The 18,547-nt window shown below is 35.6% G+C and carries 18 protein-coding genes; 16 read left to right on the top strand and 2 right to left on the bottom strand.

Features of this window, described 5'->3' with window-relative positions:
• Nucleotides 1-7: 7 nt before the first annotated feature.
• Nucleotides 8-1,759, bottom strand: coding sequence for an acetate--CoA ligase (gene acsA / locus HUE87_RS11665; protein WP_194366555.1), 1,752 nt, complete (start codon nucleotides 1,757-1,759; stop codon nucleotides 8-10).
• A 138-nt stretch (nucleotides 1,760-1,897) separates the two neighbouring features.
• Between acsA and HUE87_RS12760 the strand changes: the two genes are divergently transcribed.
• From HUE87_RS12760 to HUE87_RS11650, 3 genes are read left to right on the top strand one after another with little or no spacing between them, the layout of a single operon-like run.
• Nucleotides 1,898-3,520 (top strand): lipoyl synthase, encoded by a 1,623-nt coding sequence (locus HUE87_RS12760; protein WP_229855156.1) that lies wholly within the window; start codon nucleotides 1,898-1,900, stop codon nucleotides 3,518-3,520.
• Nucleotide 3,521: 1 nt separating this feature from the next.
• Entirely contained in the window at nucleotides 3,522-4,865 is a 1,344-nt protein-coding gene (lpdA, locus tag HUE87_RS11655) for a dihydrolipoyl dehydrogenase (RefSeq protein ID WP_194366554.1), read from the top strand.
• A gap of 10 nt (nucleotides 4,866-4,875) precedes the next feature.
• The gene (locus tag HUE87_RS11650; RefSeq protein ID WP_194366553.1) at nucleotides 4,876-5,487 is read left to right on the top strand and encodes a protein-L-isoaspartate O-methyltransferase family protein; all 612 of its coding nucleotides are present in this window, start codon (nucleotides 4,876-4,878) and stop codon (nucleotides 5,485-5,487) included.
• Nucleotides 5,488-5,671: 184 nt separating this feature from the next.
• Here HUE87_RS11650 and HUE87_RS11645 read toward each other — a convergent pair whose 3' ends face one another.
• Entirely contained in the window at nucleotides 5,672-6,442 is a 771-nt protein-coding gene (locus HUE87_RS11645; protein WP_194366552.1) for an undecaprenyl-diphosphate phosphatase, read from the bottom strand.
• A gap of 130 nt (nucleotides 6,443-6,572) precedes the next feature.
• On the opposite strand from HUE87_RS11645, the gene HUE87_RS11640 reads away from it, so the two are divergent.
• From HUE87_RS11640 to HUE87_RS11580, 13 genes are all read left to right on the top strand, one after another.
• Entirely contained in the window at nucleotides 6,573-7,685 is a 1,113-nt protein-coding gene (locus tag HUE87_RS11640) for a pyridoxal-phosphate-dependent aminotransferase family protein (protein ID WP_194366551.1), read from the top strand.
• A 38-nt stretch (nucleotides 7,686-7,723) separates the two neighbouring features.
• The gene (locus HUE87_RS11635; RefSeq protein WP_194366550.1) at nucleotides 7,724-8,572 is read left to right on the top strand and encodes an ATP phosphoribosyltransferase regulatory subunit; all 849 of its coding nucleotides are present in this window, start codon (nucleotides 7,724-7,726) and stop codon (nucleotides 8,570-8,572) included.
• Between the two features lie 9 nt (nucleotides 8,573-8,581).
• Nucleotides 8,582-9,835 carry an adenylosuccinate synthase gene (locus tag HUE87_RS11630; protein ID WP_194366549.1) on the top strand — a complete coding sequence of 418 codons (1,254 nt, stop codon included), beginning with the start codon at nucleotides 8,582-8,584 and terminating at the stop codon, nucleotides 9,833-9,835.
• Nucleotides 9,836-9,917: 82 nt separating this feature from the next.
• Nucleotides 9,918-10,337, top strand: coding sequence for a flagellar export protein FliJ (locus HUE87_RS11625; RefSeq protein WP_229855154.1), 420 nt, complete (start codon nucleotides 9,918-9,920; stop codon nucleotides 10,335-10,337).
• Between the two features lie 19 nt (nucleotides 10,338-10,356).
• On the top strand, nucleotides 10,357-10,866 hold the full coding sequence (locus tag HUE87_RS11620; RefSeq protein WP_229855152.1) for a MotE family protein: 510 nt from the start codon (nucleotides 10,357-10,359) through the stop codon (nucleotides 10,864-10,866).
• Between the two features lie 92 nt (nucleotides 10,867-10,958).
• A complete protein-coding gene (locus tag HUE87_RS11615) occupies nucleotides 10,959-12,809 on the top strand; it encodes a putative bifunctional diguanylate cyclase/phosphodiesterase (RefSeq protein ID WP_229855150.1) in 1,851 nt (616 codons plus the stop codon).
• A gap of 85 nt (nucleotides 12,810-12,894) precedes the next feature.
• Complete coding sequence (locus tag HUE87_RS11610) at nucleotides 12,895-13,446, top strand: DUF507 family protein (protein WP_194366548.1); 552 nt, start codon at nucleotides 12,895-12,897, stop codon at nucleotides 13,444-13,446.
• 84 nt (nucleotides 13,447-13,530) lie between these two features.
• Nucleotides 13,531-14,661 carry a glutamine-hydrolyzing carbamoyl-phosphate synthase small subunit gene (gene carA / locus HUE87_RS11605; protein ID WP_194366547.1) on the top strand — a complete coding sequence of 377 codons (1,131 nt, stop codon included), beginning with the start codon at nucleotides 13,531-13,533 and terminating at the stop codon, nucleotides 14,659-14,661.
• 216 nt (nucleotides 14,662-14,877) lie between these two features.
• On the top strand, nucleotides 14,878-16,371 hold the full coding sequence (gene ccoN / locus HUE87_RS11600; protein ID WP_194366546.1) for a cytochrome-c oxidase, cbb3-type subunit I: 1,494 nt from the start codon (nucleotides 14,878-14,880) through the stop codon (nucleotides 16,369-16,371).
• A 17-nt stretch (nucleotides 16,372-16,388) separates the two neighbouring features.
• Nucleotides 16,389-17,081 (top strand): cytochrome-c oxidase, cbb3-type subunit II, encoded by a 693-nt coding sequence (gene ccoO, locus HUE87_RS11595; protein ID WP_194366545.1) that lies wholly within the window; start codon nucleotides 16,389-16,391, stop codon nucleotides 17,079-17,081.
• A 13-nt stretch (nucleotides 17,082-17,094) separates the two neighbouring features.
• Nucleotides 17,095-17,334, top strand: a complete 240-nt coding sequence (locus HUE87_RS11590) for a CcoQ/FixQ family Cbb3-type cytochrome c oxidase assembly chaperone (RefSeq protein WP_194366544.1) — start codon at nucleotides 17,095-17,097, stop codon at nucleotides 17,332-17,334.
• Complete coding sequence (locus HUE87_RS11585; RefSeq protein WP_194366543.1) at nucleotides 17,331-18,260, top strand: c-type cytochrome; 930 nt, start codon at nucleotides 17,331-17,333, stop codon at nucleotides 18,258-18,260. Before HUE87_RS11590 ends, HUE87_RS11585 begins: the two co-directional genes overlap by 4 nt.
• 10 nt (nucleotides 18,261-18,270) lie before the next feature.
• A complete protein-coding gene (locus tag HUE87_RS11580) occupies nucleotides 18,271-18,486 on the top strand; it encodes a DUF4006 family protein (RefSeq protein ID WP_194366542.1) in 216 nt (71 codons plus the stop codon).
• The last annotated feature ends 61 nt before the right edge of the window (nucleotides 18,487-18,547 follow it).

Genomic DNA, 18,547 nt, shown 5'->3' with positions numbered 1-18,547 from the left:
AACCCCTTTAATCTTCAAGTGTTGAGGTGTCACCCTCAGGTAGTCCCATCTCTCTTGCTTTGAGCAGTCTGCGCATAATCTTTCCGCTTCTGGTCTTTGGGAGGTTTTCCTGAAACTCTATCTCTTTTGGTGCTACAGCAACCCCGAGTTTTTTACGCCCGAAACCAATGAGTTCACGTTTTAGCTCCTCACTGGGCTCATAACCTGGTTTTAGAGATACAAAGGCTTTTACAAGCTGACCAATAAGCTCATCAGGCTTGCCGATAACTCCAGCTTCTGCCACCGCTGGGTGCTCCATAAGTGTACTCTCAACCTCAAAAGGACCAACCATATGACCGGAGGTTTTGATGATATCATCCGCCCGACCGACAAACCAAAAGTACCCATCTTCGTCTTTATATGCCAAGTCACCGGAGATGTACCAATCTCCAACAAAACATTTGTCATATTTGTCTTGATCATGCAGATAAGCTCTAAACAAAGAGGGAAACCCAACTTTAATCGCCAACTCACCCTCTTTGTTTGGCTCTGTGACCTCTGTAATACTGCCATCATCGTTTTTAAGAATAATGCCAGCCTCAATGCCGGGAAGAGGTCTACCCATTGAACCAGGGCGAATAGTTTGTGAGATAAAGTTTGCAATCATAATTCCACCGGTCTCCGTCTGCCACCAGTTATCATGAATGGGAAGTTTAAGTTTCTTTTCTCCCCAGATAACCGCCTCAGGGTTTAACGGCTCGCCAACACTCAGTATAAGTCGAAGATGAGAGAGGTCATACTCCTCAGTAGGTTCAGAATCTATCCTCATAAGTCGGCGAATTGCTGTAGGAGCGGTGTACCAAACAGTTACCTTCTCATCTTGGAGTGTTTTGTACCACCTTGCCCCGTCAAACTCACCCTCATCGACAATATTTGTAACTCCATGAATCCAAGGGGTAATGATGCCGTATGATGTTCCTGTGACCCAGCCGGGATCAGCGCTGCACCAGTAAACATCGTCTACATGTAGGTCAAGTACATATTTACCGCTAATCCAGTGTGTGTAAACAGCTTTATGTACATGTACAACCCCCTTTGGCATACCGGTAGTGCCGCTTGTGAAGTGTAAAATTGACATATCTCCAAAGTCGGTATGGGGAATCTCAAATATATCAGAGGCTTTTTTCATCAGACGTGAATATGAGAGTACCTTTTCACTCTCATCCTCATCAGAATCAAGAAGCAATATAAAACGCAGCTCTGGCAACTCCTCTAAAATAGGAATAATTTTTTTTTCATAAAGTTTTTTTGTAGTTAGAAGGACTTTTGCATCGCCTCTTTGCATCCGTTGAAGTATAGGTTGTGGACCAAACTGCGAAAACAGAGGACAGAGAACATTTTGGTTTTTGAGTATCCCTATAACTGAGATATATAGTTCAGGTATGCGAGAAGAGAGTGTAAAGACTCTCTCCCCCTTGCATAGCCCCAGAGTTTTTAAAACATTGGCAAATTTTGCACTCTCTTTTTTCATTTTGCCGAATGTGTAAGTTTTTCTCTCTCCATTTTGACCAAGCCATACTAAAGCTGTTTTTTCTGAAAGGGCACTGTTTGCATGTCTGTCAATAGCTTCATGTGCAATGTTTAAACCACCACAGCGAAGCCCTTCAAACTCACTTTCTACCTTTTCCCAGTCAAACTCTTTATACTCTTTTTCGTAATCAATCAGGTTTGGTTTAACTGCAAAGCTATCTATATTTTTCTCAATCCACTTCTCATTCATATCAGATCCTTTAAAAAGTCTGTTATAGTTTTTAAAAATAATAGCATAGAATATAATATTTTAAGTTAAAATTAGTTAAATTTACAAAGAATAGATTTTTTATCTGTACACAAAAAATATAAACTTTAGGAGTTCTTTATGAATCTTAAATCATGGCGACTAATTTATACCGGATATGGAACTGCTGAGCATAATTTGGCAATTGATGAAGCTCTTTTAAATAACTTTAAAGAGAATGATTCGCCGATTTTTAGACTCTACAGATGGAAGCCATCTTTGAGTCTTGGGAGGTTTTCAAATGTTAGAGAGACTCTTGATTTAGAGGCTCTTGACAATAAAAATATCTCATACGTTCGTCGTATGACAGGCGGGGGTGTTTTAGTTCATGGCGGAGATCTCTCTTACTCTTTGATTTTGCCAAGAGAGAGTTTTAAAGATGTAGGGGTAAAAAAAAGTTACCGTTACTTATGCAAATTTCTTATTGAGTTTTATAAAAGGTTAGGGCTAAGTGCAAGTTTTGCTTATGATTTGAAACTTGATATCTCAAAATCAGATATATGCATGGTAGCCAATGAGCCTTATGACATTGTAATAGATGGCAAAAAAATTGGCGGTAATGCCCAACGCTACACTTCTAAAACACTTTTTCAGCATGGGAGCATTCCGGTTAGCTTGGACGAAACATTTCTAAAAGAGGCTTTTTTAAAAGATTTAGGGGATGTAAGCACATTAAATAAAATAGGGATAAAAGCAACAGACAAGCAGTTATCCCAGTTGCTCGTAGAGAGTTTTTCTCAAACTTTTAAGGTCAATATGGTTTCTGATACTCTAAGAATAGAAGAACAGATGAGCGCAGATGAGCTTTTAGAAAATAAATACACTCTCAAAACATGGAATAAAGGTGCTAAGCATGTTACATCAAAACCGCAATGGTTGCATAAAAAAATCAGACCAAGTATTAATGCTGAGTTAGAGTTTATATTTACAGATACTCATGTAAATACAGTCTGCCAAGAGGCGATGTGCCCAAATATAAGCGAGTGTTTCTCTCAAAAACTAGCCACATTTTTGATTTTAGGAACACTATGCACCCGTACATGTAGCTTTTGTGCGGTGGCAAAAGGAAAACCGATGCCACTTGATATAAACGAGCCTGAAAATGTAGCACAAACAGTAAAGCGACTTGGATTACAACATGTAGTAATTACAAGCCCGACTAGAGATGATTTAATCGATGGTGGAGCTGAACATTTTTGTAAAACTGTAAGAGCCATTAAAGCAGTTGATGACTCGATTGTAGTAGAGTTACTCATTCCGGACATGAGAGAAAATAAAGATTCTTTAAAACTCATTGCCAAGAGCGGAGCAGAAATTATAGGACACAACCTAGAGACTGTTCCAAGGCTCTACCATGTACGAAAAGGGTCAGAGTACAGGCGTTCGCTGCGGGTGTTAAAATTGTTAGCATCATTAAATCCTGATATTGCAATAAAAAGTGGGATTATGCTCGGTTTTGGAGAGAGAGATGAAGAGGTTGAGACTCTTATGCATGAGCTGTTGGATGCCGGTTGCAACTATCTAAGCATAGGCCAGTTTTTGTCACCGTCAAATAATCATACACCTGTAGTAGAATACTCTCTGCCTGAGAGATTTGAGAATTTTAAAAACAGTGGAATGAATATGGGTTTTGCTCATATAAAAAGTTCACCATACACTCGAAGCAGTTATATGGCTCATGAATATTTAGAAGTGGGAGTTTAGTATGAGAGAGTACGAAGTTGTTGTAATCGGAGGCGGACCGGGAGGATACCAAGCAGCACTTGAGCTTGGTAAAGCGGGCGTAAAAACTTTGCTTATAGAGAGGTGCAAGGAGAAAATAGGGGGAACATGCCTGAATGTGGGGTGTATACCAACTAAAAATTATCTTCATACAGCTTCATTTATATCTAAAATCTCATACTTTGAGCAGATGGGACTTAGTCTGGATTACAAGGGTTTAAATCTTGTGCAACTAAAAGAGAAAACAACAGCCCTGATAACTGAGATTAGAACAGGTGTGCTTTGGATGCTGGAGCAGTCAAAGGTTGAGTTACTTTATGCAAGTGCAAGCTTTGTGGATGCAAACAGAGTTGAAGCTGACGGTGAGATGATTGCATTTGAGAAGTGCATTATAGCAACAGGTTCACGAGTTCGTGAGTTGCCACAGTTGCCGATTGATTCGAGCTCTATAATCTCCAGTAATGATGTTTTTAAATTAAATAACATTCCAAAATCTATTGCTATTGTAGGAGTAGGTCCAATAGGGTGTGAATTTGCCACATTTTTTAGTGCCTTGGGAGTGGAGGTGACCTTGATAGGACGAAGCACGCAACTTCTGCCAAGTGAAGATGAAGATGTCTCTAAGGCACTTCTAAGGGTATTTAAAAAATCAAGTATCAATGTTTTAACCTCTTCTATCATAGAAAAAGTCAAGGTGAATAAAGATGAGGTGGAGCTATTTTTAAACGATACTCAAGAGAGCATTAAATGCGAGCTGGTGCTTAGTGCAACAGGACGCATTCCCAATACTGGCGGGGTAAACCTTGAAAATGCAGGTGTAAAAATGGATGAAAGAGGATATATTGAGGTTTCTCCATCATTTCAGACATCCCAAGAGAATATTTACGCTGTTGGTGACTGTATAGATACACCAGCATATGCTCATACCGCCTATGCAGAAGCTAAGATTGTTGCAAAAAATATTGTTAGTAATGAATCAAAAACAAATACCCATATTATCCCAGCTACCATTTTTACAAACCCTCAAATTGCAAGTTGTGGTCTTAAAGAGAGAGAAGCAAACGAGCAGGGCATTGAGATTGAAGTAAAAAAAGCCTTTTTTAAAGTCAACTCAAAAGCCAAAATCAACGGTGACGATTCTGGCTTTGCCAAACTTATAGTTTGTGCTAAAAGCGGTGTGATTCTAGGTGCTGTTATTATCGGGGTTGAAGCAACTGAGATTATTCATGAGATAGTCTTATGCGTAGAGAAAAAGATTACTATAGGTGAGCTTAGGATGATAATACATGCACATCCTACCGTGTCAGAGATAATTACATATATTTAAGGAGATTTTTATGAGAACAAACAATAATTTAGTTGACCACCTTATAAATACAGGTGCTCTTTATTCGAGCAATATTACAGAGGCTTTTGAGAACATAGATAGAGTTGATTTTGTTTTAAACCCGGCTGACTCTGATGTTTATGAGGATTACCCTCTTCCGATAGGCCACGGGCAGACTATATCTCAGCCAACAACAGTGGCTATGATGCTGGAGATGCTGGAGCCTAAAAAGGGACAAAAGATACTGGATATAGGGAGCGGATCAGGCTGGACAACAGCACTTCTTAGCTATATCGTAGGCAGTGACGGTTATGTAACTGGAGTGGAAAGAGTTGGTGATCTTGTAAAATTTGGGAATAAAAACTTGGGAAAATATGGATTTAAAAATACAAAAATTATTCAATCAGGAGATAAGCTAGGGGTAGTTGGTGAAAAATTTGATTGTATCTTAGTCTCAGCAGCAGCCGATGAATTTCCAAAAGAGTTGGCAGAGCAGTTAAAAGTTGGCGGAAAACTTGTAATTCCAATAAGAAGTTCGATTTATGAAATAACTAAAAATAAGGATGGCAAACTTGAGGGTTGTGAACACTACGGTTTTGCATTTGTTCCACTAATTTTTTAAATTCCATCCATTGAATTTAATTGGATTTTAAACCATTTCTTAAAACAATTTACGACTTATGTCATAAAATGCGAGTTCTAGTTTTTGCAGAACTGAACCAAGTTTTGAATTGTAAATGTGAATAGCTTGCATAATAACTCCTTTAAACTATCTAAAGAAGTAAAAGCAATTATAATTCCAATATTTAGTTGAACATAACCAATAGAATAATTCCAAAAATTATTCTGTATATACCAAATGCCACAAAGGTGAACTTCTCCAAAAATGCTAAAAATAGTTTTATTGTCAGATATGCGACTATAAAAGAGACAATAAATCCAACACCCAAAGTTATAAGGTTTTCATCGCTAAAATCTTTATAGTACTTAAGCAGGTCATATGCGGCTACAGCACTCATAACTGGAAAAGCAAGCAAAAAGCTAAACTCTGCACTCGCTTTTCTGCTTAATCCCACCAAAAGGGCTCCTATAATTGTTGAACCGGCCCTGCTTGTTCCTGGAATAAGTGCAAATATTTGAGCGAAACCAATGATAAGAGATTGTTTCACTGTAACTTTCTCGACATCATCTATTAGTTGAGCTTGCTCTTTTATAAAAAACCTCTCTACAATGAGAAAAATAATTCCTCCAATTATAAACATTACAGCTACGATATTGATACTAAAAAGCTCTTTTATTTGCGAAGAGAAAAGAAATCCGACAGCTCCTATAGGTATAAATGCTAAAAAAACTTTAGACCAAAGATCTATTTTTTTGAGAGTAAATTTATCTTTGTAGTTAAACACCACAGCCAAAATAGCCGCAAACTGTATAATTACTTCATAAGCTTTGTTTACGCTGTTTTGATCAATCCCTAAAAACTCGCTAGCTACTATGAGATGACCGGTTGAAGAGATAGGCAAAAATTCTGTAAACCCCTCTATTATCCCTAAGATAATTGAATCAAATATTGTCATTAAGTCCCTTACTGTGCACATTTTAAATTTTAGATTGAAATTCTATCATAATAATAAAGAGTCAATTTAAGTAATTTCGCTATAATACGGGGTTTTTTTAAATTAGAATAAACTTTGTAGGAAATTTCACATGTTACTTTTTACTCCTGGACCAACTCCAGTACCTCAAAATGTCCGCAACGCTATGAGCGATGAGACTATGCACCATCGTACACCAGAATTTGAAGCTATTTTTGAACAAACCAGAAAACACCTTTTTAATCTTTTTAAGAGTGATGAAGTAGTAATGTTAAGCTCTAGCGGCACAGGTGCTATGGAAGCAGCCGTTATAAATTTATGCCATAAAACACTTTTAAATGTAAACTCTGGAAAATTTGGGGAGCGATTTGGAAAGATTGCAATAGCGCACGGTCTTGGTAGTGTTGAGATAAAAAATGAGTGGAATACTCCTGTTAGCGTTGAAGCAGTAGTTGAAGCTGTTAAAGCAAACAGTGAAATAGATGCTATCGCAGTTCAGATTAGTGAATCTGCAGGCGGTCTTCGTCACCCTGTAGAAGAGCTTGCAAAAGCTGTAAAAAAGATAAATCCAAATATTATGATAATTGCTGATGGAATCACAGCAGTTGGCGTTGAAAAAATTGATATATCAAATATTGATTGTCTTATAGCAGGTAGCCAAAAGGCACTTATGCTTCCTCCGGGACTCTCTATTTTGGGCTTAAGCAGTTTGGCTATTGAAAAAATCGGTGCAGGAAGAGGTTACTATCTAAACCTCGCTTCAGAGATAAAAAATCAGAAAAAAAACACAACGGCATATACAGCTGCAACTACTTTGATTATCGGTCTTTTGGAAGTTTTAAAGACAATAGAAAAAGATGGCGGAATTGAAAAGCTTTATGAGACTACAGCTTTAAGGGCTAAAGCAGTAGAGGCTTCCCTTGAAGCTCTCGGTCTTCATGTATATCCTGCTGTTCCTGCTTTATCAATGACAACAATTGATGATGAAAATGCTTCACAAATCAGAAAGGTTTTACAAGAAGAGTTTGCTGTAAATGTAGCTGGAGGACAAGACCATTTAAATGGAAAAATATTCCGCATTAATCAAATGGGTCTTATTCCTGTTTATGAGATGGCTTGGGTTGTAAATTCTGTAGAACTCGCTCTTGCAAAACTAGGGCATAGAGTCTATGATGGAACAGCAAACAAAGTTTTTAATGAAATATATTTCAAGATTGGTAAATAGAAGTGTTTTCAAAACAGTTTATAAAGGTTGGAGAATAGATGATTTTAGAACACGAGATTCCTAACGGCTCGAAGCTTTACTTTGGTAAAAGTGCTAAAGCTAAAAGAGAGATAGAGAGTATTGCTAGCACGATATTGAGCAATAATGGATTTGAAGAGATTGTTACTCCAATTTTTTCATATCACCAACATCTAAGTATTGCTGACGAGAAAAAATTAGTGAAAGTAAATGATGAAAATAACAACGCAATCTCTATTAGAGCTGACTCTACAATCGATGTGGTTCGCATAATTGAGAAAAGACTCGGAAGAAATACACAGCATAAAAAGTGGTTTTACATACAGCCGGTTTTTACTTATCCAACAACAGAACAGTATCAGGTCGGTGTAGAGTTTATGGATGAGAAAAAACTATCAAGTGTTTTAAATATAGCAGTTGATATTTTTGACAATCTTGAAGTTGCTCCGCTGATTCAGATTTCAAATATGAGAATACCTCAGATATTAGTAAATATGTTTGATGAGCTGACTTTAGATGATTTTAGACATGTAAATATAGAGAAATTTTTAAACTTAAAAGTTGAGTGGTTGGAAAAACTTGTCTATCTTCAACATGTAGAACAAGTAGAAGAGCTACTTGAAATAGTGCCAGCTGAAGTAAAAACCGAACTTTTAAAAATGAGAGAGTTGTGTTTTGAAATCAAGTGTGATAAAAGGGTTTTGGCACCAATGTACTATGCAAAAATGCTCTATTATGATGAGCTGTTTTTCAGGGCAATAGATAAAAATGAAGTGTATGCAAGAGGCGGAAGATATAAAAATGCAGAGATAAGTTCTGTAGGTTTTGCAATTTATACAGATACATTAATAGAAACAAAAGTGAACTAAAAGAGGAATATGATGAAAGCAGATTTAATAGTAGGTATACAGTGGGGTGATGAGGGAAAAGGAAAGATAGTTGATAGACTTGCAAAAGAGTATGACATGGTTTGTAGAAGCCAAGGTGGGCACAATGCTGGCCATACTATATGGGTTGATGGTGTAAAGTTTGCACTTCATTTAATCCCTTCAGGTGTTTTAAATCCACAGGCCATAAATGTTATAGGTAATGGTGTTGTTCTTTCTCCAGAGGCTCTCATAAAAGAGATGAAGCAGTTTGAAGGTTTAGAGGGGCGTCTTTTTATCTCTGATAAAGCTCACTTAAATCTTCCGTATCATGCACTTATTGACCAAGCAAAAGAGAGATTAAAGGGCGAAAAAGCAATCGGTACTACCGGTAAAGGGATAGGACCTGCATATTCAGACAAAATCAATCGTGTTGGATTTAGAGTTGGTGAGTTGTTAAATCCTCCAAAACTTTGTGCAATGATTTTAGAATATTTTGAGCAAAATAGAGCTATTTTTGATATTTACGAAATTCCAACACCAAGTGCTGATGAATTACTTACTGAACTAGATGGTTATAGAGAAAAACTTGAGCCTTTAATAACTGATACAACTCAGATGGTTTGGAAAGCACTTGATGAAGAGAACAAAAGAGTGTTACTTGAGGGAGCTCAGGGAACTATGCTAGATATTGACCATGGAACATACCCTTATGTAACTTCAAGTGCAACAGTAAGTGCTGGCGCATGTACTGGACTGGGAATTAATCCTAAAGATATTGGCAAGGTTACAGGAATTGTAAAAGCCTACTGTACTCGTGTTGGTAATGGACCATTTCCTAGTGAAGACTTTGGAGAAGACGGCATAAGACTAGGCGAGCAAGGGAAGGAGTTTGGAACAACTACTGGTCGTGCAAGACGTTGTGGTTGGTTTGATGCAGTAGCAACAAGATATGCAAGCCGTCTGAATGGTTGCGATGAACTGGCTCTTATGAAACTTGATGTTTTAGATGGTTTTGATGAAGTTAAAGTTTGTATTGCTTATGAACTTGATGGTAAGACAATAGATTATCTTCCGTCAAACCTAGAAGATGTTACACCAATTTACAAATCTTTTAAAGGTTGGGATAAATCTGTTGGCGCTAGAACTTGGGATGAACTTCCAGCTTCTGCACAAGATTTTGTTAAAATTATTGAAGATATTTCTAAAACAAAAGTAGGTATCATATCTACTTCTCCCGAGAGAGACGACACGATAATATTATAAAATTAAATTTCTCGCGTTAACCGCGTAGCTTCAGTGATTGAATAAAGTCTGAACTTGTTCAGATTTTATGAGAAGGAATGATGTGAAAACTCGCTTTAGTTCGTTAGTAAAACTAAAAAAAAACAATATGCAAAAAAGTGAGCAAGTTGTACAAAAAGCGAATGCTGACCTTAATAGTGCCATTACAGCACTCGAAACCTCATATAGTTCTTTAGAGGGTTTAGACTCTCCTAAGAGTGGGATAATGAGTAAAATGTTAGCAGCAAGAGCCCTTGTAGATTCTCAAAGAGTTATAATCCAACATAACAGCGAGTGGGTTGGTTTTGCAAAAAACCAAGTTTCTCAAGCAAAAGAACAATTGAAGCTTGATACTATAGAATATGAAAAGTTTAATTATTTAGAGCTCCAAGAGATAGAAAAAGAGATAAAAAAAATAAAGATACAAGAAGCAAAAGATTTAGATGAAATTGCCTTGATGACTTATGGGCAAAAAAATAAATAAAACATTTAAGGGCTGAAAATTGAAAATTATATTATTATTTATGCTAGCACTATCACCTATCATGTCACTTGAGACAAGTGATAAACTTTTTGAGTGTACAGAAATCTTTAAAGCAAGAAAAAGTGAACTTCTTATTGAGCTTGAGAGAATTGATGAGCAAAAGCAAGCACTTAGCGCCCTTAAATCAGCTACAGAAGAGCTACTTAAAAAGAGAGAAACAAAACTTTCTCAAGAAGAGGAAGTTGTTGATAGAAAATTGACAGAAATTTCATCTAAAGAAGAGTCAATTAAAAAAATGCTTCAAATAAACGAGGAAGTTTTAAAAGAGACAAAAAATATAAAGACTGATAAAATTGCTCAGACATTTGCAAAAATGAAAGCAGCTTCTGCTGCAAATATACTCTCAGAAATGAATCCAAATGAAGCATCATCAATTCTTAGTTCATTAAAGCCTAAAACAGTTGGAAAGATTTTAACCAAGATGGACTCAAAAAAAGCCTCAGAACTTACACTACTTTTAGTAAAATAATTGAACTATTTCTATAGTTCTCCGGAGGGGTCAATTAATTTTATTTCGATATAATCTTTCCTTTTAAATAAGGCTTTATTATTTTAGACAATATGAATTTTTACAACTTTATTCACAGGCAGATTCCAACCCTAATTGTATTGTTTTCTGGAACCGGTCTTACATATATATTTTTTGGTTATCTATATTCTTCTTACTTTATTGAAATATCTTGGTACTTACTACTTTTGCTAATCTCTTTTTGGGGGTATAGACTGCACAGGGCATACTCTATTAATAACTACACTATTGAAGAAAAAGAGAGATGGCTAAAAACGTTAAAATATTTTTTATTTATATATTTTTCAGTGTGGACAATAATGTTTTTTGTTTATGTATCTCATGATATAGTAGAACTACACTACATTGCTATTACTACGCAACTTGGTGTTTCGGTTGTCTCAGCAACTATTCTTGTTTCAGAAAAAAAACTATCCCTTTTTGTTTTAGGTACCTCAATGTTGCCTATAACTATTTATTTAATATTAGTAGGGGAGCCATATAGTTACTTTATAGCACTTTTATCGATAATTCTTGGCTGGGTATTACTGTATGCATCTAGAAATACTTATAACTATCTACAAAAGAGCCAATTTCAAGCATTTCATGATTATTTAACTAAATTAGGAAATAGACACTATTTTGTTAATCTTTTGGAAGATGTTATCAAAATTCAAAAAAGAGAGAATAATTTCGTTTATTTACTACTTATAGACTTGGATTACTTTAAAACTATAAATGATACGTTAGGGCACGATATTGGAGATATATTACTTTGTGAAGTAGCAGATAGAATGAGTAAATTATCAAAAAAACATAAGTGTAGTGTATCAAGACTTGGTGGAGATGAATTTTGTATTTTAAGTAGTGCATACAAAGATAAAGATGAGTGCCAGGAAAAAGCAGTTTCATTTGCGGAAGAACTACTTGAAGAAATTAAGAAAACATATATTATTGATGAACATCATCTATACATTAGTGCAAGTATAGGGGTTAGTATTATTGATAACTCACAAATAAAAGCCAGCAGATTTATGAAAGAGGCTGATATTGCCATGTACGAAGCAAAATCGCAAGGTAGAGATGGAGTGATACTGTTCAATAATGAATTATCCATTAGAGTTGAGCGTAAGTTAGAGGTAGAATGTGCACTTCATTTTACTATACAAAACAATGAAATAACGCTCAGATATCAACCGCAAATAAATTTAAATAATGAAGTGATAGGTTGTGAAGTTCTCGCCCGTTGGAGTAATGAAAAGTTAGGAAACATAGGACCTAATGAGTTTATAGAAATTGCTGAAAAGAGTGGATTTATCATAGAACTTGGATACTTTATATTAGAAGAGTCTTTTAAAACATTAAGAGAATGGGATGAAAAAGGAATTACTCTAGAACAATTTTCTATAAATATTAGCATGAGACAACTGTTTGATACAAGTTTTTTAGGAAATGTCTCAAAATTATGCGAAAAGTACTTAGATACTAATTTAAGATCAAAAATTATATTTGAGATAACAGAGACAAGTGCTGCTGAAGATTTAGATAGATTAATAAAAATTATTAACACTATTAAGCAGTGTGGTTTCCGTTTTTCAATGGATGATTTTGGAACAGGCTACTCATCGCTAAGCTATTTACGTCAACTTCCAATAGATGAACTTAAAATTGATAAGTCATTTATTTTTGAGATAGATGGTATAAACCAAGATTCTAATATGGTAAAAACTATACTAAATATTGCAAAAAGCCTTGGTTTGAAAATTGTTGCAGAGGGTGTTGAAAATGCATTTCAAAAAGATTTTTTAATAAATGAGCAGTGTGACATACTGCAAGGTTATTACTTCTCAAAACCAGTAGAGAAAGAAGAGTTCGAGAAATATTTATTTTCTTACAAGAAATAACAGTAGTAATAATTTTTCTCTAATCATATTTTTACCTTACTTAGTGTAGAATACAAAAATTATTTTATACAAGCAAGGTCTATTGATGAAAATATCACTAAAAACTATACCTCACATATCTAGTAAAATCGCAATTGATCTAAATAAAAGTGGTGTTGTTACGATGACAAAAGGTCTTGACTTTGTTGCTAAAGAAGCTGAAAAAGTATTGATTCACAATGTAAATCAAGAGATGGCACTAGAAGACAAAGTTGACGAGATTTGTGAAGATAATGAAGAAGAGATAGAGTTTAACCTTGTTGATGAGAGACAACTTTTCTTTATGATAAAGAAAAAACTCGCACCAGAATTTGGAATTATCTTGAACTATGAAGAGCGTTATTCAGACCTTTCTCATAAAATTTTAGATGAACTTTATGAAGAAGATTTAATTCACTTTGAAGTAACAGAAAATCGTATAAAAAATATTATTTATAATTCAATCACTTCTTTTATAGCAGAAGCTTCTGAGTTAGATACTGCTATTATGGATAAAATTAAAACTTATAAAAAAAGATATATTCCTGGTACAGACGAGTTTGACATTCTATATGAAAAACTTTATCGTGAGGAATTAACAAAAAGAGGTATGGAGTAATGAGTATGAATTTTTCTTGCCAAGGGCAAAGCTTTAGTGAGGGGAATTTTTTTGGAAATTACTTTTCAAAAAAAGGAGAGGTTTATGAATAAGGTCTTTTTATATCTTGAGAACGGAATTTTCTTAGAGGCAAACAGTTTTGGTGCAGAAGATACTATAGTCGGTGAAATAGTTTTTAACACATCGATGAGCGGATATCAAGAGATTATGTCTGATCCATCTTATGCGGGACAGTTTGTAACTTTTACTACGCCAGAAATTGGAAATGTCGGAGTAAATGCTCAAGACATGGAGAGCAAAGGCGCTCATGCTAAGGGTATGATAGTTAGAAAATATCAAAAAAGGTATTCTAACTTTCGAGCAAAAGACTCTTTGGACGCATTTTTAAAAGAGCATAATGTGATGGGTATTTGTGATATTGATACGAGGTACTTAACTAAAATGTTAAGAGCTGAAGGCGCTATGATGATGGTAGCTTCTACAGAGATCAGTAACAAAGAAGAGTTAAAAAAGATTTTGCAAAACTCTCCTCGTATCGAAGATATTAATTATATAGATATAGTTAGCACGAAAGAGGCTTACAAGCATACTCAGTCAACCTATGCAGAAAAAATTGGTTTTGATTTTGATAAGGCTCCCGAAGTTCAAGCAAATATAGTTGCAATTGACTTTGGTGTTAAAACAAACATATTAAACGAGATTGTAAGTGCCGGAATTGGTGTAGAAGTAATCCCAAATGATTTCTCAGCCGATAATCTTATAGGCAGATACAACGCTAAAGAAATAGATGGTGTGTTTTTATCCAATGGTCCTGGTGACCCTTTGGTGCTTAAAAAAGAGCAAGAGCAGATAAAAAAACTTATAGCTGCAAAAATTCCTATATTTGGAATCTGTCTTGGGCATCAATTGCTCTCTATCTCTCATGGTTATGATACTTTCAAGCTAAAATTTGGTCACCATGGTGGGAACCATCCTGTAAAAAACGAGAAAACAGGTTTGGTGGAGATAACAGCACAAAACCATAACTATAATGTTCCTGACAATATAATTGAAGTTGCAAAAGTTACCCATACAAATCTTTTTGATAATACAATAGAGGGTCTGAGATATAATGACTCTCCAATATTTTCTGTTCAACATCATCCAGAGTCAAGCCCTGGTCCAAAAGAGAGTAGATACATCTTCAATGAGTTTTTATCTTTAATAAAAAGATAAAGCTCTCCCCCTAAAAATCCCTTAATCAACATTTTTTTATTACTTAAGCATCAGAATTAGATAAATAATTAATAAAATTTTCAAATTTGTCATAAATTTGTCATAATTTAAGATTACTTAAACATTTATACTGATAATATGCTAATGTTAATTGATTTGCTAATTTTATGATAATTAGTTAAATTTAATTGCTTTGAATCTATAAGGAGGCTATATATGGAGAATCGTCCACTAGAGTACGACTATACAGTTGCTAAGATGTTCATGTTTACAACAGTTATATTAGGAATTGTTGGCATGTTAGTAGGTGTTATTTTAGCTTTTCAACTTGCTTATCCTGGGCTTAATTTATTCCTGGGAGATGGTTTAGCTGAATACACTAATTTTAGTCGTCTTCGTCCACTGCACACAGATGCGGTAATTTTTGGTTTTACACTTAGTGGTATTTTTGCTACTTGGTATTATGTTGGTCAGCGTGTGTTAAAAGTATCAATGGCAGAGTCTAGAGTATTAATGCTTTTGGGTAAATTACATTTTTGGCTCTATTTAGCAGTAGTTGCTTCTGTTGTTATATCACTATTAGCAGGTGTTACTACTTCAAAAGAGTATGCTGAATTTGAGTGGCCAATTGATATTGCAGTAGTCATAGTATGGGTCGTATTCGGTTTAAGCATGTTTGGTCTTATCGGTATGCGCCGTGAGAAGTCACTATATATATCTATTTGGTACTACATTGCTACATTCCTAGGTATAGCTATGCTTTATCTATTTAACAATATGGAGATACCTACAATTTTAGGTACATCTGCAGCTGGTGAAAGTGGAATTGGCGCTTGGTACCATTCTGTTTCTATGTATGCGGGTACTAATGATGCACTTGTACAGTGGTGGTATGGGCACAATGCTGTTGCCTTTGGTTTTACAGTTCCTATTGTTGCCATGATTTACTACTTTTTACCAAAAGAGTCCGGTCAAGCGATTTATTCATATAAGTTATCTTTGCTCTCTTTTTGGGGCTTAATGTTTGTTTATTTATGGGCTGGCGGTCATCACCTTCTATATTCAACGGTTCCAGACTGGGTACAGACAATGGGTTCAATTTTCTCTGTTATCTTAATCTTACCATCATGGGGTTCAGCAATTAATATGCTTCTTACGATGAAGGGTGAGTGGCAACAAGTTGCAGCATCTCCTCTTATTAAGTTTATGATTCTAGGTTCTACTTTTTATATGTTCTCAACATTAGAAGGTCCGATTCAAGCAATAAAATCAGTTAACGCGATTGCACACTTTACCGACTGGATTGTTGGTCACGTGCATGATGGTGTTCTTGGATGGGTCGGCTTTATGATTATGGCTGCACTCTTTCATATGGCTCCACGTGTGTTTAAAAGAGAGATTTACTCTAAATCTCTTATGGCGGCACAGTTCTGGATTCAAACATTAGGCGTTGTTTTATACTTCACCTCTATGTGGATTGCAGGTATTACTCAAGGTATGATGTGGCGTGCTCACGATGAATTTGGTAACTTAGCTTACTCTTTCATTGATACAGTAACTGTTCTTCATCCTTACTATGCTATACGTGGCGTGGGTGGTTTATTGTATCTTATTGGTTTCTTGATGTTTGCTTATAACATGTATAAAACTATGTCTTCTCGCAGAGTTGAAGAGTCTGAGCTTCAAAACGCATCGCCTATGGGCGCATAAAAGATAAGGATAATAATATGTTTCATTGGTTAGAAAAACATCCGTTCTTTTTTGCGGTAGGTGTATTCGTAGTAATTGCTTTTGCTGGTTTAGTAGAAATATTACCAAATTTTGCTCAAGCATCTCGTCCTGTAATCGGTACAGCTCCATACTCTACATTAGAGTTAGCGGGCCGTCATGTTTATATTAAAAACAGTTGTAATGCATGTCACTCACAGCTTGTTCGTCCGTTTAAGTCAGAGACTGACCGTTATGGACATTATTCATTAAGTGGTGAGTATGCTTATGATCGTCCTTTTCTTTGGGGTTCAAAAAGAACTGGTCCAGATTTAATGCGCGTAGGTAATTATAGAACTACTGACTGGCATGAAAATCATATGAAAGATCCAGCTTCTGTGGTTCCAGGCTCTATTATGCCCGCTTATAAATGGATGTTTACAAATAAGACTGATATAGATACTGCTTATGCAGAGCAACTAACTGTTGCACAATTCTTCTCAGTTCCGTATAACAAAGAAGTTCCTATGAAAGATGGCTCTAAAAAAGTTGTTAAAATGGGAAGTAGTGTTGCCGATGCAAACGCTTTAGCTCTGGCTGAAGCAAAAGTAATAGCGGCGGATATGAAAGATCAAGATGTAAAAGATGCAGTAGCTAACGGAGATATTCCTGAAATAGTTGCTCTTATTGCTTACATGAATAGTCTTCAATAAGTAGGGGTTTGTAGTGGATATTGCACAACTTCAAGCTTATGGATATTTTGCTCTAATAACTATTTTGGTTATAGGTCTTTATGCATATATATATCATTTATATACAAAAAGAAAAGATGCAGATGGAATAGACTATGAGAGTTTTAGCAATATGGCACTCAAAGATGATATAGATGATACTCCGGTGTCACCTATGTCTGATGACGAGGTGCCCCTTGAGGGTAGAATAAAGAGAAATAGGAGAGATATATGAATAAGCTTTATCTTGGGGGGATTATCTTTGCTGCTGTGATGATACTATTGACTTACTTGTCAATAGGTGGTTCAGAGGGTGGTTTAAATGGTGATATCGTCAATATGCTTGCAGTTACCGGTGCAATAGCACTAGTAATAATTACAGTTTTTGTTGTAATCAAGTATGTTCGTCAGATGCAAACAGACACTGCGAATGGGCAGTTGGTTGAAGAGAGTTGGGATGGTATCGGTGAATACTTAAATGAGTTGCCTATGGGTTGGGCTGTTATGTTCTTAATACTTATGGTTTGGGGAATGTGGTATATGACCATTGGTTATCCTGTAAATGCATATTCACAAATTGGTGAGTATAATGAAGATACAGCCGCTCACAATGCTAAATTTGAAGCAAAATACGCTGATATTACCGGTGCTAGATTAGTAGAGATGGGTGAATCTGTATATTTGGCTGAGTGTAAAGTATGCCATGGTATCAGTGCTGATGGTATTGATGGAAAAGCGGCTAACCTTAATAAAAGAATTAATGTAGACTCAGTGAAATATGCAATAGAAAATGGTTCTGACAACTATTTACTAGACCCTAAACAGTCAATTCCGATGCCAGATCGTAATGGTCTTTTCAATAGCAACAGTGGTGCTCTAATTACAGATGCGGAAATCAATATGGTCTCTTTTTATGTTGCAAACGGTATGAGCGGAGAGGGTGCTGATATATTTGCAGGAACTTGTGCCATGTGTCACGGTACTGATGGTAAAGGCATACAATACGTTGCTCCAAGCATTGCAACATTTACAACTAGGCTTGTTGTGGATGTTCTGCTTCATGGTAAAAAAGGTGCCATAGGTGAAATGCCTAAGTTCGATAGACTTAATGCTAAACAAAAAGAGGCTGTTGGTGCGTATATCAGCAGCTTGAATAAATAAGGAGTCAGGTATGAATGAGAATAGAAGTGTATTTGCTCTGGATGGTATAACAGGTATGTTGATTGCGACAGTATTGCTACTTACAATCCTAATTGTTTTATCAGCTTGGGGACTTAGTGTACAAAATGCAAGTGCAACAAACTTTTATGAAGTTAAAGATGAGAAGTCTATAAAGATGTTTGGTTCAAAAGTTGAAGACCATATAGTAAATGTAGGGAGTAAATAATGGAAAAAGTAATTTCATGGGGCCTTGTTATTATGGCAATTTACACTGCATATGCTGTTTT

The organism is Candidatus Sulfurimonas marisnigri, from assembly GCF_015265475.1.
Taxonomy (GTDB): domain Bacteria; phylum Campylobacterota; class Campylobacteria; order Campylobacterales; family Sulfurimonadaceae; genus Sulfurimonas; species Sulfurimonas marisnigri.
This window is presented reverse-complemented; position numbering and strand designations above follow the sequence as displayed.

What these genes read in the sequence shown, in the direction of transcription:
- acsA (WP_194366555.1), bottom strand. Translation starts at nt 1,759, where the DNA reads ATGAATGAGAAGTGGATTGAGAAAAATATAGATAGCTTTGCAGTTAAA.
- HUE87_RS12760 (WP_229855156.1), top strand. Translation starts at nt 1,898, where the DNA reads ATGAATCTTAAATCATGGCGACTAATTTATACCGGATATGGAACTGCT.
- lpdA (WP_194366554.1), top strand. Translation starts at nt 3,522, where the DNA reads ATGAGAGAGTACGAAGTTGTTGTAATCGGAGGCGGACCGGGAGGATAC.
- HUE87_RS11650 (WP_194366553.1), top strand. Translation starts at nt 4,876, where the DNA reads ATGAGAACAAACAATAATTTAGTTGACCACCTTATAAATACAGGTGCT.
- HUE87_RS11645 (WP_194366552.1), bottom strand. Translation starts at nt 6,442, where the DNA reads ATGACAATATTTGATTCAATTATCTTAGGGATAATAGAGGGGTTTACA.
- HUE87_RS11640 (WP_194366551.1), top strand. Translation starts at nt 6,573, where the DNA reads ATGTTACTTTTTACTCCTGGACCAACTCCAGTACCTCAAAATGTCCGC.
- HUE87_RS11635 (WP_194366550.1), top strand. Translation starts at nt 7,724, where the DNA reads ATGATTTTAGAACACGAGATTCCTAACGGCTCGAAGCTTTACTTTGGT.
- HUE87_RS11630 (WP_194366549.1), top strand. Translation starts at nt 8,582, where the DNA reads ATGATGAAAGCAGATTTAATAGTAGGTATACAGTGGGGTGATGAGGGA.
- HUE87_RS11615 (WP_229855150.1), top strand. Translation starts at nt 10,959, where the DNA reads ATGAATTTTTACAACTTTATTCACAGGCAGATTCCAACCCTAATTGTA.
- HUE87_RS11610 (WP_194366548.1), top strand. Translation starts at nt 12,895, where the DNA reads ATGAAAATATCACTAAAAACTATACCTCACATATCTAGTAAAATCGCA.
- carA (WP_194366547.1), top strand. Translation starts at nt 13,531, where the DNA reads ATGAATAAGGTCTTTTTATATCTTGAGAACGGAATTTTCTTAGAGGCA.
- ccoN (WP_194366546.1), top strand. Translation starts at nt 14,878, where the DNA reads ATGGAGAATCGTCCACTAGAGTACGACTATACAGTTGCTAAGATGTTC.
- ccoO (WP_194366545.1), top strand. Translation starts at nt 16,389, where the DNA reads ATGTTTCATTGGTTAGAAAAACATCCGTTCTTTTTTGCGGTAGGTGTA.
- HUE87_RS11585 (WP_194366543.1), top strand. Translation starts at nt 17,331, where the DNA reads ATGAATAAGCTTTATCTTGGGGGGATTATCTTTGCTGCTGTGATGATA.
- HUE87_RS11580 (WP_194366542.1), top strand. Translation starts at nt 18,271, where the DNA reads ATGAATGAGAATAGAAGTGTATTTGCTCTGGATGGTATAACAGGTATG.